Source organism: Eubacteriaceae bacterium Marseille-Q4139 (genome assembly GCA_018223415.1).
Taxonomy (GTDB): domain Bacteria; phylum Bacillota; class Clostridia; order Lachnospirales; family Lachnospiraceae; genus CABSIM01.
Genome location: JAGTTQ010000001.1, coordinates 2927248 through 2943897, shown reverse-complemented (window position 1 = coordinate 2943897; position 16650 = coordinate 2927248). Strand labels below are relative to the sequence as shown.

Sequence of the window (16650 nt, the reverse complement as noted above, 5' to 3'; positions counted from 1 at the left end):
TTCATCGCCTTTCGGGGAAGATGGCGTTTAGCAACAGTGTCGCCCCCAAAATAGCAATATGTGGTGTGAATTTTCCATACGGGTCAAATAACAAAAGGAGAGATAAAATCAGACGAATAAGTAGTTCTGCGAGAGCAGATAGGACACCCTGTTTTGCCTGATATGCTTCCCAGAAGTCAACGAAAGCATCTGTCGTCTTCCAAAGCCCCAAGACGGCCCAGATAATTCCTATTGGCACCAGCGCGGTTTTACCTTGAACCAGAAAAGAAAGTCCCAAGATCAATAGAACCAATTTACGAGCAAATATGTCAGGAGCCTGCCGGAATTTTTCCCCAACTGGTTGGATACCAATCAGGCCAATTAGGATCATCATAATGCCCATCAAATATGGTAAAAGAGAGGTGATTTGCTTTGGAAACAAGATACAAACTATTCCAATAAGCCCAAGTGCAATTTGTGTAGCACTTATCATAAAATCTCCCCATAATTTACAAGCCGTCGAAATCTCTGCCGCAAACAGAGATTCCGACGGCTTGCTCTGTCAGAGACAGCCCATTGGCTCAATTCTTATTTCTTTCGTTCCATAAAATGTCCGCTTCCGGGGCCCAACAAGCAGCATAGTTACGGCACTTGTCACACAGATGGTCAGCACTCTCCGGAGACTGAAGATCCGTAGAATGGGCTCCGGACTGATGTACCATCATTTTTAACATGTCAGGATTCTCCAACATGGGGCAGGGACGCAGGTGGTTGCAATTGAAGGGCTGGTGGTTGTGATAGGCCATAAACAGAGGAGATTGGAAAGCTTCCAGCAAGGTTTTTTCTCTGATATTGGAGTCAGAGTAGTGGATAAACGCACAGGGTTCCACATCGCCATTGGCGTTAATATGGAGATAGTTACGGCCTCCTGCGATGCAGCCGCCTACATACTCGCCGTCATTCTGAAAATCAATCGTGAAGATGGGCTTGGTGGAACGGTACTCCCGCACTTTTCGGTACATGAGCTTACGCTGCTCCGGATTGGGCAGCAGGTCGGTCACTGCTTCGTTCCCCACCGGCATGTAGTGGAAGAACCAGGCAAACTTGGCCCCACACTCCACCAGATGATCGATAAAAGCCTCGGAGCTGATGGAGTCCACATTTTTCGAGGTGTAGCAACAGGATGCACCAAAGGGCAATTTGTATTGTTTCAGAATAGCCATAGCCTTCATGATTGCCTGATAGGTGCCCGCCCCCCGTCGAAAATCGGTAGCGTCTTCAAACCCTTCTACACTGATGGCGGGAATAAAGTTTTTCACCCGCAGCATTTCCTTCGCAAACGCATCATCAATCAGAGTAGCATTGGTAAAAGCCAGGAACTGGCAGTCGCTGTGTTCGGTGCACAGCCGGAGGATGTCCTTTTTCCGAACCAGAGGTTCACCGCCAGAGAAGATGTACATATAAGTTCCAAACTCTTTGCCTTGGCGGACAATGTCGCTGAGTTCCTCGTATGTCAGGTTCAGCTTGTTGCCGTATTCAGCAGCCCAGCAGCCAGTACAGTGAAGATTACAGGCAGAGGTAGGATCCATGAGAATCGCCCAAGGAATATTGCAGTTCAACTCCTTACGATAGTGTTCCTGCTTGGGCCAGCCGATTAGACTGGCATTCAGGAAGAAGTTCTCAAAAACCACCTTCAACACATCATTGTCAATGTCCCGGAAAACGCTCATAATGAGCTGGTACATGCTACATTCCGGATCGTTTAAAACATTTCGAAACGCTTTGCGCTGCGCGGGGAAGCTGTTCGGTCCATCTCCTGCCAGCTTATCCACCCAGTCCATCAGTTTGAGCACATTTTCCTCGGGATTTTTTTCAATATATCCCAGCGCTGTGCGCAGGGCTGTTTTTTTAATCTGCATAGAAACGTCCATCTTCTATTTCTCCTTTGTAGTATCTTTCCATTGAGCACTGTTTGCCGCACGGCTATGCACTGCACAGTTTGCAAATATTCTGACTGGAAGAATTGATAAAATACGATATCGCTCTATTCGGTGGAAAAGGTATAAGAAAAGTCAGATGACATGATATTCCTTTAGCAGCTTCTCCACATCCGTACCAGAGATTTTTTTCAGCACTTCCTTCAATGCCATACGCTCTTTTAAGCCCAAATGCATATCTGTGATCTTCCGGCCGTCCCTCAACTGTACCGTTGCATTGAGCAGGTCTCGAACATCGAAGGTACTGCCCCAGACCTCTGGCACTCCCCGGTCGATGTCCAGCAGGGTATATACCGCCTCCATGCCGGTGCGCATGGAGTATTCCGTAGTGAAGATGGTATCTCGGGGGGTCTCGGCGAACTGGCCGATAAAGGCAAAATTGACGGCCCCTTCGGGCACTACAGCCGGCCGGTCTCCCGCCGCCCGGGGCATGAAAAAGGCAGTGATATAGGGCATCATGCAGGGGACGGTGTTGGCGCTGTGCTCGGCCAGATTCTCGATCTCCTCCTCAGGTACGCCCAAGTGGTAGAGCCACTCCATGCAGATCTCTTTACCGGTGCAGTCCCGCATGGGCTTTTTCACATAGTTGCCAGGTTTATCGCTGAACAGGCCGTAGATCCAGCCCACCAGCTGGCCCTTGGGCTGGCTGCGGAACTGTGGCTGGCGGTTGAAGGTCCAGCTCAAAAGCCAGTTGGAATCCTTCACGGTGACGATGCCGCCGGTAACTACCTTGCCGCTGAAAGGGTCCCGCTGACAGATTTTTTGGATATAGGGCGGGATCTTGTCATCCAAGGTGGTGACGGTGGCGCTCATCCAGTTGCTCTTCTCCGGATCTCCGCAGAACTTATCGGGATGGCCGAAGGAAGGATCTTGGGCCGCGATACGCCGCCACATATCCCATCCGCCGCCCTCTTTCAGCTCCGGCTTGTAAGGAGCGGGAGTGTTCTGAGAACCCAGAGCAGAGTTCTCCACGCAGCCACCCGGTGTGATAAAGACCAGATCCTGCTCCATGAGATCGACCTGCTCCTCTCCGCTTTCAAACTGCAAGGTGAGGCGGCGGGCAAGTTTTTGGCCAGCGCGAATGTCAAAGTCCACATCAATGACCTTGGTATTGTAGTGGAACTGTACGCCTGCCTTCTCCAGATAGGCCACCATGGGCAGAATCATAGATTCGTACTGATTGTAACGGGTAAAGCGGAGAGCCTTGAAGTCGGGTAAACCGCCAATGTGATGGATGAAGCGACGGAGGTAGAGCTTCATCTCTAGGGCACTGTGCCAATTTTCGAAAGCGAACATGGTGCGCCAGTAGAGCCAGAAGTTGGAGTTCAGCACCTCGTCACTAAAGTAGTCTGTGATGGGCTTGTCGTAGAGTTCCTCGTCGGGAGTGAAGAACAGCTTCATAATCTCCATGGCCCCGGCGTCGGAAAGGCCGAATTTTCCGTCGGTACGACCGTCCTCCCCGCGGTTCTGGGTGGCCCGCATGAGGGAGTAGTTGGGGTCCCGTTTGTTGAGATAGTAGTACTCGTCCAGCACGCTCAGTTCCGGGTTCTCAATGGAGGGAATGGATCGAAACAGATCCCACATCACCTCGAAGTGGTTGTCCATCTCACGACCGCCCCGCATCACATACCCCAAGCCCGGGTACTCCCAGCCGTCGCAGGCCCCGCCGGGGATAGGATCCTTCTCAAAGATATGGATGCGTTTTCCCGGCATCTGCCCATCTCTCACCAAATAGCAGGCAGCAGTCAAAGCTGCCAGACCGGTTCCAACAATATAGGCAGATTTTCGTTCCACACCCTCCGGTTTGAGTGGCCGAACAAAAGCTTCATAGTTTCCACTGGAATAATACACTCAAATGACCTCCTTCGTCATTTCTTTACCTATATTGTATCTTTACTCCAATATCCAAACAATAAACAAAGCACCCCGGATGATGAAAATTACATCATCCAAGGTGCTTTGTAAAGAGTTTTATCATTCCAGCTCTTTTGATAAAATTGGTGTCTCTGCCATATTCTTAATAGCTAAAAGAAGTTGGCCATGTATCATCTGACTCACCCGACTGACAAATATTTTCGGATCTTCTTTCATTCCACACTTGACCCACTCTAATATGATACCCACAAATCCATGTTTGTAAAAATTGGCGATATACTGCTTATTTTCGAGAGAAATGTAATAGTCCTTGGATAGTTCACATACAACATCAAACAGTAAATCATATACAACTCGGCAAAGATAATTCTCGATTTTTTCTCGCTGGATGGAGTGATACACACCTTCCACAAATGACCTGTTCTCCCTTGTTGCACAGCATAAAGCGAGAAACCCTTCCTGCCAGGTTTTGTAATTTTTTCGCCCTTGTATGGCTTTAGCACCTTCTTCTTGGCATATCCAATCAATGAGATCAAAGATATCTTGGAAATGATAATAAAAAGTCATCCGGTTGATACCGCAATCCTCCGTAATATCTGCGATGGTTATTTTGGACAGCGGTTTTTTTGCCATGATGTGTTTCAGCGACATGGCCAGTGCCCTTTTGGTGGTTTGTGACATGGTTTCCCTCCTTTTTTCGATCTGACTGTAAAGAGAAAGGCCTCCGGGGCCTCTGCTGGCAGCTGATGTCTCGGAGACCTGATTATTATGATATCCCGCCTTCTCAAATCAAACGGTTTTCCGTTAGCAGGTCGTAAATGGTGGTTCCCTCTATTTTTTTCAAAGCCTGTTTCAACGCAAAGCGCTGCGCCATCGGCAGAGACATATCGGTGATCTTTCTACCATCCAGCATATGATGGGTCACACGTAGCAGAATGCGGAGGTCATACTGAGAGGCAAACACCTCCGGAACACCACGATCCAGCTTCAGAAGGGTATAGACGGCCTCCATGCCAGTGCGCACTGCATACTCTGTTGTGAAAACCGTGTCATTCGGTGTTTCCACATGCTCACCGATAAAAGCGAAGTTTTCTGCTCCGTTGACCACCACCAAAGGTCGATCACCGGTACGGCGGGCCATAAAGTAAGAGGTCACATAGGGCATCATGCAGGGAATCGTCACCGCATGGTTCCGCGCCAATTCAGGGATCTCGTCCACAGGGACACCCATGTGATACAGCCATTCCATGCAGATTTCCTCACCAGTACACTCTGCCATCGTCTTTTTTACATAATCGCCCGGCTGATCGGAAAACAGACCATATACCCAGGCTACGATCTCATTGGGCTTTTGAATCGCAAAATGGGGCTGCCTGCTCACTGTCCAGCTCATCAACCAGGAAGAATCCCGGGCTGTAATAGGGCCACCCGTTACAATTCTTCCATTGTAAGGGTCCCGACCGGTAAGCTTTGCGATGTAAGCAGGAATTTTTTCATCAAAGCAAGTGATGGTAGCAGATTCCCAGTTGGAACCCCTTATATCTCCGCAGAATTTCTCCGGATTTCCGAACTCGCTGCTCTGTGCGGCGATATTTTTCCATAGCACCCAGCTTACCCCCAGCCCTTCGGGGACGCTGGCTGGGTGGGTCTGATCGCCAAAGCCACTCTGATCGGTGTTAGAACCCAGAGTAACAAAGACCAAATCTTCCGGCTTTATGGGAATAACACGGTGATCTTCTCCGGTTTTGTACAGGATGCGAACCGCCCGCTTTTTCCCGCCCGCAAAATCAAACTCCACATTGGTCACAGCTGTGTTATATTCAAATCGAACACCGTGCTCTTGCAGATAATGTACCAGGGGAAGAATCAAAGATTCATACTGGTTGTAGGTAGTAAATTTCAGGCAGGAGAGGTCGGTGATGTTGTGCGCATGATGGATGAAGCGTGTCAGGTAGCGGCGCATCTCAATAGCACTGTGCCAGTCTTCGAAGGCAAACATAGTGCGCCAGAACAGCCAGAAATTAGACTCGAAGAAGTCCTTGGTGAATACATCGGTGATTTTTTTATCATCCAGTTCCTTCTCTGGGGTAAGAACCAATCGAGCCAGTTCCATGATAGCCTGATCGGTCAGTCCAAACTTATGCAGTGTGTGGGCATCCTGACCCTGCTTTTCGGTCACACGGATCGGAGAGCTGCTGGGGTCATCCACATTTAGATAATAAAATTCATCAAGCACTGTCTGTCCTGGATTTTTCAGAGAAGGGATGGAGCGATACAGATCCCACAGACATTCAAAATGATCTTCCATCTCTCGCCCGCCACGGATTACATATCCCAGTTTTGCATCCTTAATTCCATCACATCCGCCGCCCGGCAGGTGCAATTCCTCCAGCACAGTGATGTTTTCTCCCGGCATCTGACCGTCCCGGATCAGGAATGCGGCAGCCGACAAGCCCGCCAGACCACCGCCCACAATATAGGCGTGGCGGTTTTCAATATTTTCCGGCTTCCGGGGTTTGCAAAAAGCGGCATAATTTCCATTGGTATAAAACATAAAGAGACCTCCTTTTTTTGATGGCGAATCAAGTTTCTTTAATTATAATTATGCCGTTCTACACGCAAAAACACAATTTACACAGGGGGCGGGCTGTCAAAGCTTGTTTGACAGTCCGCCCCCTGTGTAAAAATTACTGCCTATTCTGCCGGTCAAACCGAATCAGTGCTTTCTGAAAGTCTCCTTCAATCAAAAAGTTTACATTCTCTGCGATTTCCTCCGGCGGCTCCTTCATGCCGTTTCGAATCCATTCCAGCGAAACGGCGTTGATGGCCAGGGTGTAGAAATCTGCGATAAATTCACACTGCTTGGTCGTTACTTGATATGGCCGAGCCTCCTTCTGAACGACTTGTATAATGTATTGATATAGGACACGGTACATGAAAAACTCGATATATTCCCTTTGGATGGAACGATAGGTATTCATCACAAGAGATTTGTTGGCAAGAGTCCACCGCATCATGCGGATATAGCCGATCTGCCAGCTGTCAATATCAGAGTATTCATTCAACGCCCGTTCTGTCTGCTCCAGGAAGATAGACTCCACAACATCGTAAATGTCGTTGAAATAATAGTAGAATGCCTGCCGTGAGATACCGCAGTCCGTTGCGATATCTGTGACTGTAATGCTGTCCAGGGAGGATGATTGCAGTTTAGAGACCAGAGCATTTCTGATGGTGTCTTTCATATTTGTCATATTGCATCACCTCCATCCTCGGATTTTCTCCGTCTATCTTTCGCCGATGCCAAATAGAGCGGAATGGCGGCCAACTGAGCAACCACCGAAACAGCAATCATGGCTGGGATGCTCACGTCATACAGTGTTCCCAGCAGCCAGCTGCCTAAAAACCAGAAAACGCCAAAGGAACATTCAAAGATACCGTAGCCTGTGGCACGGCTGTTTTTCGGCACCATCGTGGTAACAGCGGCCTTCAGGATGGACTCCTGCGCTCCCATGCCCACACCCCAGAGTGCAATGCCTGCCAGCACCACTGGGATGCTTTTTCCCGCAAAGATAAGAATCGGAAACGGAGCAGAAAAGACCGTAGACAACACCAGCACTTTAACCCCCTTTTTATCATAAAGATAGCCGAACACCAAGGCAGCAACTGCATCCACCAGCATAGCACCGGCATATAGCAGGGGCAAAGTGCCTTCCGTTACCAGCGAACCTGTTTCTGCCAACCCAGCAGAAAGGCTAGTGAATGTGCTGGAAATGTGCATCAGCACCAGAGAATAATCAATAAAGCCAAATGCAAACAGACTGATCCCAGCAATATAGAGTAGAAATTCTCGCTTCATACGAAAGGGGATGTACTCCTTGGGCTCTGGCTCAAACTGCTCCGGGTTTGGAAATTTATGTTTGGTCACAAGCAGTAAAATAAGGGTGATTGCGCCGGGGATAGCCAACACAGCAAAGCACAGGGCGTATGCATCAAAGGTGTTGCCCTGTTGACGCAGCAGCATGACCAGATACAGCAGCACCGGGCCAAGAAATGCACCGATCTGATCCAGCAGTTCCTGCAATCCAAAACTTTTTCCCGTCCCCTCTTGAGAGGAAGCGAAAGACATAAGTGTGTCCTTTGCAGGTTTTTTGATTGCTTTTCCCATTCGCTGCACAATGAGCAGGGCGCAGGCAGCCACCCAGCCGTGTTCGCCCACCAAAGCCAAAGCCGGAACAGCAATGATATCCAGCACATAGCCCGCAATGGTCATGGGCCAATATAGTTTCGTCCGGTCTGTCAATCGTCCAAAAACATACCGCATGGAATAACCCACCAGTTCTCCCAGCCCAGAGGCGAAGCCGATGACCCCGGCAGATGCCCCCAGAAGAGAGAGATAGGCACCCCGGATACTGGAAGCGCCTTCATGGGTCATGTCCGAGAAAAGGCTGACAATGCCAAAAAGGACAATGAATGTCATTGCCTGCGACATATGTTTTTTCGCTTTACCCGATTTCATACCCATCACACGCCTCTATTCGCTTTGTTATATTCGAAAAATTGGCTTTACTCTCCGCCTTGCATCGCTGATAGAGGACATCCAGCAAACGAGAAAATTCCGTTAGTTCCTCTTTGCTGAGGGTCTCGGTCAGCCAGGCGTAAAACGCTGTTTCAATCTGCGCTTTGGAATTTTTCAGATTGTTGGCCTTCTCGGTGGGAAAAATCAACTGGCTGCGTTTATCCGTTGGATTTTCCTCGCGGTTCAGGTAGCCCTTGGCCTCCAGATTGGCTATTTGTTTTGCAACAGCGCCCTTATCTGCACCGAGAATGCGACATATTCCCGACTGCGTGATGCCTGGATTTTTTCGGATCAGGTGAATCAAATCAAATTCTGCTGTTCCAACCCCGTCTATCTTTAAAGTACGGGCAGTAAACTTTCCGATTTCTCTTGCAATTTTTGTGATTTTCCGATGTGTTGCATCCAAAGTGTTCCATCACCTCTGCAAAAATAGATGTATCGTCAACCAATCAGATGATAGTACATCTATTTGCAATTGTCAAGAACATACCAAGAAGATCTCATAACTGTGCACAACAAATATTGACTCAAACGAAATAGGCAGATGGGAGGCAATCGTAGCTTGATTAGATGAAATCTGGTGGCGGAAACACTGTCACAGTTCGCAAGTATTCTTCTGGGTCACCATTCAAAATCAATTCCGCATAGGACAGCGGATCGTTGTAGATAAGCCAGTCCAGTTCAGAACGCTGGAAACGGCTATTCGCAACTTCGTTCTCTACAGCGGTGCAGTTAATGCAAATCATGCGACCGTCAGAATATCTTAGTTCAATGTAGCCAGTGTCCATGTTAAATTCACAGGAAAGTAATGGTTTCATAATGCTATCCTCCAATATAGGCGCTGTTAACAAGAAAAACCCCCGCCTAATTCCTGTTAGGAATCAGACGGGGAGTTCGTATGCACCCAAAAACCGTCAGCTAACAGTTGATAAGTAATTTACTTCCTTATCACTGTTAACCCAACGGTTTGCAGGCCGTTGGCAAGAGGCTTTTATCCTAAAAACTGAAAATTTTGATTGCAACGCCGCCCTATTGAGACTATGGGCGGCGTTCTTATATAGAAACTGTAAAGAGGAGGTTTACAATGGCAGACGAAACGAAAATTCCTGGCACCGTGGAAGAACCCGCGCCGCCGGGCGGCCCTCCCGCGCCGGAACAGCCGGAGATCCCGGATGTAGGCAAGGACACCCCCGACCCTGCCGGTGGCAAGGTGATCGACCTGTCCGACGTGCGGGCTGCTGGGTCTGAAAAAAGTGATGCCCGCCAGGAATGGGAAATTCCGATTGCTGAACTGGAGGCGAAGAAGCAAAAGCCCAAGCGTGGCTGCGCTCCCAAGGCCAAAACCGAGGACAAGGCGGAGCTGTCCGGCAAGGCGGACAAGGTCCCCGGCAAAGACAAACGGGCCGCCCCCGGCAGGGGTGCGCCCTCCAGTCCTGCCAAGGCGGGCCGCGTGAAAAAGACCCCGGAGAAGCCTGTCCCGGCCAAGGAAGAAGCTCCGCCGCTTGAACCGCCCCAGCCCCGCGATGCCACCCGCGCCGAGAAAGAGGAGATCGTATATCTTGACCTCTCTGAACTCCACCCGTTCAAGGATCACCCGTTTGGGGTGCGTGACGATGCGGAGATGCGGGGGCTGGTGGAGTCCGTCCGCTCCGGCGGTGTGAACCAGCCCGCCCTGGTGCGTCCCCGTGAGGGTGGGGGCTATGAGATCATCGCGGGGCACCGCCGCCAGCGGGCCAGTGAGCTGGCTGGCTATCGGAATATGCCGTGTATCGTCCGCAACATGACGGATGACGAGGCGATCCTGGCGATGACGGATGACAATCTCCGCCACCGTGAAAAGCTCCTGCCCAGTGAAAAGGCGGCGGCCCTGAAACAGCAGTATGAGGCCATCAAGCACCAGGGGGCGCGTGGCAACGATGAAGAGGCGGGCAAGCTGTCCCTGGAAAGCGTGGGCCAGCGCAACGGCATGAGCGTGAAAACGACTCAGCGGTATCTCTGGCTGAATGATCTGGTGCCGGAATTGAAACAGGCGATGGACGATGGCAAGCTGTCATTCACCCCCGCAGTGGAGATTTCCCGCATCCGGCCCAAGCTCCAGAAGTATATCGCCGTTTCGATTGACGGCCTGGGTTCTCCCTCCCAGGGTCAGGCGAAGCGGATGCGGGAGCTGGATAAGAAAAAGGAATTGAACCCCGATGTGATCGACAGCATCATGGGTGAGGAAAAGAAGAAGGAGGATCGCAACGTGATTATTACTGGCGCTGAGCTGGAGAAGTATTTTGGCCCGGAGGCCACGCCCCGGCAGATGAAGGAGCAGATCGTGGCCCTGCTGGACGAGTGGAAGGAGAAACAGCCCCCGGAGCTGGGCAAGGGGGCCAAAAAGGTGGATATGGAAAAGGCGTGACCTCTGGCCAGTGTGGCCAGAGGCGTTTTTCTGCCCCGCGTCCCCTGATTTGAAAGGCCATGGCGGTTTATATCCCCCGTCGCCGCCTGTTTTCGGGCGCGGGCGGGAGCTGGCGGTCAAGGGGGCGGAACGCCCCGCCGCTTGCGGCGGCCTGCCCTTGACGGCCCGCCCCGGCTGTGCCATTCCTCGCGGCGCGGCGGGGGTATATCCTCCAGAACCGCCCCCTTTCCCTGGAGAGGGAAAGGGCGGGGGGGATAGGGTTGACCTGACACCCGGAGATTTGATTAGAATTGGAGGTTTTGACTATGAAACGACCCCTTGCGTATATTACCGCCGCATGGCGCGGTGACGAAAGCGAGATCACGGAACAGGCGGCCAAGTATTGCCGTGCTGTCTATGAGGCGGGCTTTTCCCCCATCTGCCCCACGCTCTATCTCCCCTTGATCCTGAATGACGCGGTGCCCCAGGAGCACAAGGACGGCACCGACATGGGGCGCGACCTGCTCCGCCGCTCCCGTGTGCTGGTGGTATGCGGGAGTCCCGTCACGGAGGAAATGAAAAACGACATCGCCGTGGCCCAGCGTCTGGGGATCACGGCCACCACTCTGGAGGGCATCCTGACGGTCAAGGGCCAGGGCCGGAGGCGGCGCTGATATGCCCTCCCTGTTTGAAGCCTACGTCACGAACCTGGGCAAATACAACGAGGGGGAGATGGTGGGTGAAAGGCTGAAATTCCCTACCACCGCCGAGGAGGTGCAAGCCCTCTTGAAGCGGATCGGCGTGGACGGGGTGCGGTATGGGGAAATCTTCATTACCAGCTTCGACGGGGATGTGCTGGGGCTGTATGACTATTTGGGCGAGTATGAAAATCTGGACGAGTTGAACCATCTGGCCTGTCTGCTCTCCGAGCTGGATCAGGGGGAGCGGGAAAAGTTTGAAGCGGTCATTGACAGCGGCGAGTACACGTCCAGCGTGGCCGAACTGATCAATCTGGCGCAAAACCTGGACTGCTTTGAGTTTTATCCCGGTGTAAGGGACGATGAAGCCCTGGGCCGCATCTATGTGGAAGAGATGGAGGCCATTGATGTGCCGGAGCACCTGCTGGACTATTTTGACTATGAGGCATACGGGCGGGACATCCGGCTTAACGACAACGGCCATTTCGCGCCCGGAGGCTATGTCCAGAACAACCGCAGTCAGTTTGTGGAGCATTACCACGGGCACGAGGACATCCCGGACGAGCACAAGGTCTTTTCCTTTCCCAAGCTGACGATCCGGGAGCAGATGGCCGCCTATCAGGAAATCATAGACCGCTCATCCCTTGCGGCGGAGCGCCGCCACCCCCAAAGGGGGCATGAGGAGCGATAACAGCCGCTTCTGGCCAGCGTGGCCAGAGGTGCGGCCTGAAAGGAGGCGGTTTGCCTGATCGATGAAGAAGTGTCCCGCAGCACCATCGCCATCACCGTCCGGGCCGGAAAGCTGACGGCGCGGGGCCTCGCCTATGTGCTGGGTGCGGCGGCCCGGAAAATCCGCAAGGCCCAGCGGGCTGGGCAAGCGCCCCAGGGAAAGCAGAGCGCGAGAAAGCTCCTGCGCCACGGCGGGGACACCAGCGGCATGGAACTCCCCGGCGATCCCCGGCAGTTTGACCGGGTGGCCCGGAAGTGGGGCGTTGACTACGCCATCTGCCCTGTGGAAAAAGGAAAATATCTGTTGCTGTTCAAGGCAAAACAGGCGGACGCCATCACAGGCTGTTTTGCGGAATACTCCCGGCGTACGCTGAACCGCTCCAAAGAGCGGTGCGTCCCTGTCCGGGAACAGCTCAAACATGCCCAGGCGCTGGTGCGGCAACAGCCCCAGCGCCACCGGGAACGGGAAAAGGAGGTAACGGCTGAGGACAGATAACGTCCGCAAGTACATTCTTCCCAACGTGCCTTACCTGTTCATTCTGTGGGCGTGTCTGAAAGTGGGCACAGCCTACCGTCTGGCGGCGGGCGCGGACTTCGCCCACAAGCTCATGGGTCTGGGGCAGACCATCGGCCCGGCCTTTGCCGACCTTGCGCCGGGACTTCATCCCTTTGACTGGCTCATTGGCATTGTGGGCGCGGCGGGCTTCCGCCTGCTGATCTACTGCAAAAGCAAAAAGGCAAAGAAATACCGCCACGATGAAGAATATGGATCGGCCCGGTTTGGAACGGAAAAGGACATCAAGCCCTTTATCGATCCCAGGTTTGAGAACAACGTCATTCTCACCGGGACGGAATTTCTCACCATGAACACCCGGCCCAAGAACCCGGCCAACGCCCGGAACCTGAATTGCTGTGTGATCGGCTCGTCCGGCTCCGGCAAAACGCGGTTTTGGCTCACGCCCCAGCTTCTCCAGGCCCATTCTTCCTATGTGGTGGTAGACCCCAAGGGCGGCGTATTATCCCAGGTGGGCTGGTTTCTCCAAAAGAAAAAGGGGTACAGGATCAAGGTTTTCAACAGCATCGACTTTTCCAAGAGTATGCACTATAACCCGCTGGCCTATATCCGCAACGAGGCGGACATCCTGAAATTCGTCAATGCCCTGATCTCCAACACCAAAGGCGAGGGCAAGGAGGGCGATCCATTCTGGACGAAATCGGAAACGCTCTTATACTGCGCCCTGATCGCCTATATCATCTTCGAGGCCCCCGCCGAGGACAGGAATATGAATACCCTGGTTGACCTGATCAGCGGCATGGAGGTCAGAGAGGATGACGATGATTTTATGAACGCGGTGGATTATATGTTCGCCGGACTGGAGAAGCGCAAGCCGGACTGTTTTGCGGTGAAGCAATACCGTAAATACAAATTAGCCAGCGGCAAAACCGCCCGCTCGATCCTGATTTCCTGCGGTGCGCGGCTGGCTCCCTTTGACATCCCCCAGCTCCGGGAGATCATGAGCTATGACGAAATGGAGCTTGACCGCATGGGGGATCGGCGGACAGCCACGTTTTTCGTGATCAGCGACACGGACAGCACTTACAATTTCCTGGTGGCGCTGGCCTTTTCGCAGATGTTCAATCTCCTGTGTGAACGGGCAGACAATATTCACGGGGGCCGTCTGCCCCATCATGTGCGGGTGCTGTGGGACGAGGCGGCCAACACGGGGCAGGTGCCAGACCTGCAAAAGCTGGTGGCTGTGATCCGCTCCCGCGAGGTTTCCCTGGTGCTCCTGTACCAGCAGATGGCCCAATGCAAGGCCATCTATGACAAGCACGCGGAAACGATCTTGGGCAACATGGACAGCGTGATCTTCCTGGGAGGCCGGGAGGCAAGCACCATCAAGGAAATCTCGGAAAACTGGCTGGGCAAGGCCACCATCTCCATGCAGACGGAAAGCCGCTCCCGTGGGCAGTCTGAGAGTTTCAGCCAAAACACCCAGCGGCTGGGCCGGGAGCTGATGACCCCCGCCGAGCTTGCCACCATGCCGGGGGACAAATGCATCTTACAGCTCCGGGGCCTGCCCCCGTTCTACTCCCCCAAGTACGATTTGAAAAAGCACCCCAACTACAAATACACATCCGAGGCGGACAAGCGGCACACCTTTGACCTGGGCCGCCTGATCTGCCGCCGCATGGACAAAATCAATCCCAACGAGGAATACACCGTGTACGAGGTGGACGTGCCGGACGAGCACATGGAAGAGGACGAGGACATCCTCAACTATGATGATCTTGACGACCCGGACACCTTTGTATAACTTCTGGCCATCGTGACCAGAGGATGTAACCTGCCGCCAGAAATGGCGGCTTTTTTCATGGCCGGGGAACACCCGGAGAAATGGAGGCTATATGGCGTTTTTCACTTCTGCTATTGATACGTTGCAGATCCTGGTGGTGGCCCTGGGCGCTGGCCTGGGCGTGTGGGGCGTTGTCAATCTGCTGGAGGGCTACGGTTCGGACAACGCGGCGGCAAAAAGCCAGGGGATCAAACAGCTCATGGCGGGCGGCGGCATCATCCTGCTGGGCACGACGCTGATCCCCCTGCTGTCCACCCTGTTTTAAGGGCGGCGCATGGGTATTCTCACCGACTGGATCACGGAATGGCTCAAAGAGCTGTTAGTTGACGGGATCATGGGGAACCTGAGCGGCCTGTTTGATAACGTCAATGCCCAGGTCGGGGAGATCGCGGTACAGGTGGGGACACCCCCGGCGGCATGGAACGCCGGGGTGTTCTCCCTGATCCGCACACTTTCCGAAACGGTGATCCTGCCCATCGCGGGGCTGGTGCTCACCTTTGTGGCGACCTATGAGCTGATCCAGATGATCCTGGAAAAGAACAATATGCACGAGTTTGATGTGGCGAATATCTACAAGTGGGTATTCAAAACCGCTTGTGCCATCCTGATTCTCTCCAACACATTCAACATCGTTATGGCGGTGTTTGATGTGTCGCAGTCCGCCATCACCCAGGCAGCGGGGCTGATCCAAGACTCCACCGATGTCACCCCGGATATGCTGGCCGAGCTGGAGGCCACCCTGGAGGGGATGGGCCTGGGTGCTCTGCTGGGGCTGTTCATGCAGTCCATTCTGATCAAAGTTACCATGCTGGCCCTGAACATCATTATTTTTGTTCTGGTGTATGGCCGCATGATTGAAATATACCTGCTCACCAGTTTAGCGCCCCTTCCTGTGGCAACCCTCTCCAACCGGGAGCTGGGCGGGACAGGGCAGAACTACCTGAAATCCCTGTTTGCTGTGGCGTTCCAGGGGATGCTCATTCTGGTATGCGTGGCCATCTATGCGGTGCTGATCCGAGGGATCGCCACAAGCGGCGACCCTATCGGGGCCGTTTGGGGAACTATTGGCTACACAGTTTTACTCTGCTTCATGCTGTTCAAAACGGGCGGCATCGCCCAGCGCATCTTCGGCGCTCACTAAAATTCAACTTTGAATAAGATGATTTTTGACTGTTGTTCCTCAATATAAAGCCCATTGTCTGTTCCAATCAGCTTAAAATTCAATTTGCGACCAACAGGTTTCCCGGCACCTTTTTCAATCTTTATTACAAGCGAGGTGACATTATCTCTGATATATAGCTCATAGCGTCTTAGCGTATTGTGAACTCTTTGGCAGTAACGCACAATTTCTTGGCTATGGCCAGTCGACATATAGCCACCACCAGGGGAAAGGTAAGCAATACCTTTGTCAACGAAGATAGCCGTACTAATTCCGCTTTTTCGTAAAGATGCATACTGAGCATCTGTTGGAGGTGTAATACTTTCTGGATATAGTTTTATTCCATCTGGTAATTTCCACTTTGCTATTGTTTGTGGCCAATTATTATGTATGATTTTCAGTAAATCCTGTTTAGTCCAAGGTTGCTGAACATTTTTCCCGTGGCAATATATATTGATGCAATAGACATTCTCATCGTCAATTTTAGCAAATAGAACTGGGCCAGTACGCTTAATACGTCCTGTCTGATTATCAATCGTTTCCCCAAGATGGAAATGGTAAATTCCCCAATCATAAAGTAATCCATCAAATTCGGCCGGTGATGTTGCGCCTTTGCTCAAATGCGGGGAAACATCCTCGCCATTTTCAAACTTTTGCACGAGTAGTTTTAACCCCATGTTTACTTCTGGTGGACAAGTAAATTCTTTTGAGTAAAGAACTGTACGCTTTTGGGGCCTGACAGATTTTTTCTGTAAATTGAAAAAATCATACCATAAATCCTCGCTATCCTTATCAGACTGGATACCTCGACATTTCATCCAGCTTTTTACTAATTCACTGTAATCCATACATAAATCCATATCAATTTCGTACTCCATCAAAATCACCTCTTACTTT

At 52.0% G+C, this 16650-nt stretch carries 17 protein-coding genes; 7 read left to right on the top strand and 10 right to left on the bottom strand.

What is annotated here, in order from left to right:
- Position 1: 1 nt before the first annotated feature.
- The 9 genes from KE531_13935 to KE531_13895 form a co-directional block, all read right to left on the bottom strand.
- Positions 2 to 472, bottom strand: a complete 471-nt coding sequence (locus KE531_13935) for a hypothetical protein (protein MBR9954690.1) — start codon at positions 470 to 472, stop codon at positions 2 to 4.
- Positions 473 to 560: 88 nt separating this feature from the next.
- Positions 561 to 1910, bottom strand: coding sequence for a radical SAM protein (locus KE531_13930; GenBank protein MBR9954689.1), 1350 nt, complete (start codon positions 1908 to 1910; stop codon positions 561 to 563).
- A 141-nt stretch (positions 1911 to 2051) separates the two neighbouring features.
- On the bottom strand, positions 2052 to 3827 hold the full coding sequence (locus KE531_13925) for an oleate hydratase (protein ID MBR9954688.1): 1776 nt from the start codon (positions 3825 to 3827) through the stop codon (positions 2052 to 2054).
- Positions 3828 to 3950: 123 nt separating this feature from the next.
- Positions 3951 to 4532: a TetR family transcriptional regulator C-terminal domain-containing protein gene (locus KE531_13920; protein ID MBR9954687.1), complete on the bottom strand. Its 582-nt coding sequence runs from the start codon at positions 4530 to 4532 to the stop codon at positions 3951 to 3953.
- Positions 4533 to 4635: 103 nt separating this feature from the next.
- Entirely contained in the window at positions 4636 to 6405 is a 1770-nt protein-coding gene (locus tag KE531_13915; GenBank protein MBR9954686.1) for an oleate hydratase, read from the bottom strand.
- Positions 6406 to 6538: 133 nt separating this feature from the next.
- Positions 6539 to 7102 carry a TetR/AcrR family transcriptional regulator C-terminal domain-containing protein gene (locus KE531_13910; protein ID MBR9954685.1) on the bottom strand — a complete coding sequence of 188 codons (564 nt, stop codon included), beginning with the start codon at positions 7100 to 7102 and terminating at the stop codon, positions 6539 to 6541.
- Positions 7099 to 8367 (bottom strand): MFS transporter, encoded by a 1269-nt coding sequence (locus tag KE531_13905; GenBank protein MBR9954684.1) that lies wholly within the window; start codon positions 8365 to 8367, stop codon positions 7099 to 7101. Before KE531_13905 ends, KE531_13910 begins: the two co-directional genes overlap by 4 nt.
- The gene (locus KE531_13900; GenBank protein MBR9954683.1) at positions 8354 to 8833 is read right to left on the bottom strand and encodes a MarR family transcriptional regulator; all 480 of its coding nucleotides are present in this window, start codon (positions 8831 to 8833) and stop codon (positions 8354 to 8356) included. Before KE531_13900 ends, KE531_13905 begins: the two co-directional genes overlap by 14 nt.
- A 160-nt stretch (positions 8834 to 8993) precedes the next feature.
- Complete coding sequence (locus KE531_13895) at positions 8994 to 9245, bottom strand: hypothetical protein (GenBank protein ID MBR9954682.1); 252 nt, start codon at positions 9243 to 9245, stop codon at positions 8994 to 8996.
- A gap of 266 nt (positions 9246 to 9511) precedes the next feature.
- Between KE531_13895 and KE531_13890 the strand changes: the two genes are divergently transcribed.
- The 7 genes from KE531_13890 to KE531_13860 all read left to right on the top strand — a co-directional run bounded on the left by KE531_13890 (position 9512) and on the right by KE531_13860 (position 15735).
- Positions 9512 to 10831, top strand: coding sequence for a ParB/RepB/Spo0J family partition protein (locus KE531_13890; protein MBR9954681.1), 1320 nt, complete (start codon positions 9512 to 9514; stop codon positions 10829 to 10831).
- 305 nt (positions 10832 to 11136) lie between these two features.
- A complete protein-coding gene (locus KE531_13885; protein MBR9954680.1) occupies positions 11137 to 11484 on the top strand; it encodes a hypothetical protein in 348 nt (115 codons plus the stop codon).
- 1 nt (position 11485) lies between these two features.
- Entirely contained in the window at positions 11486 to 12199 is a 714-nt protein-coding gene (locus tag KE531_13880; GenBank protein MBR9954679.1) for an antirestriction protein ArdA, read from the top strand.
- A gap of 135 nt (positions 12200 to 12334) precedes the next feature.
- Positions 12335 to 12733, top strand: coding sequence for a PcfB family protein (locus KE531_13875; protein MBR9954678.1), 399 nt, complete (start codon positions 12335 to 12337; stop codon positions 12731 to 12733).
- Positions 12720 to 14555 carry a type IV secretory system conjugative DNA transfer family protein gene (locus KE531_13870; protein ID MBR9954677.1) on the top strand — a complete coding sequence of 612 codons (1836 nt, stop codon included), beginning with the start codon at positions 12720 to 12722 and terminating at the stop codon, positions 14553 to 14555. Before KE531_13875 ends, KE531_13870 begins: the two co-directional genes overlap by 14 nt.
- 91 nt (positions 14556 to 14646) lie before the next feature.
- Complete coding sequence (locus KE531_13865) at positions 14647 to 14859, top strand: Maff2 family protein (GenBank protein MBR9954676.1); 213 nt, start codon at positions 14647 to 14649, stop codon at positions 14857 to 14859.
- A 9-nt stretch (positions 14860 to 14868) separates the two neighbouring features.
- Positions 14869 to 15735: a hypothetical protein gene (locus KE531_13860; GenBank protein MBR9954675.1), complete on the top strand. Its 867-nt coding sequence runs from the start codon at positions 14869 to 14871 to the stop codon at positions 15733 to 15735.
- On the opposite strand, the gene KE531_13855 is transcribed toward KE531_13860, so the two are convergent.
- Positions 15732 to 16631: a hypothetical protein gene (locus tag KE531_13855; GenBank protein ID MBR9954674.1), complete on the bottom strand. Its 900-nt coding sequence runs from the start codon at positions 16629 to 16631 to the stop codon at positions 15732 to 15734. The two genes, KE531_13860 and KE531_13855, sit on opposite strands and share 4 nt — an antisense overlap.
- Between the last annotated feature and the right edge of the window lie 19 nt (positions 16632 to 16650).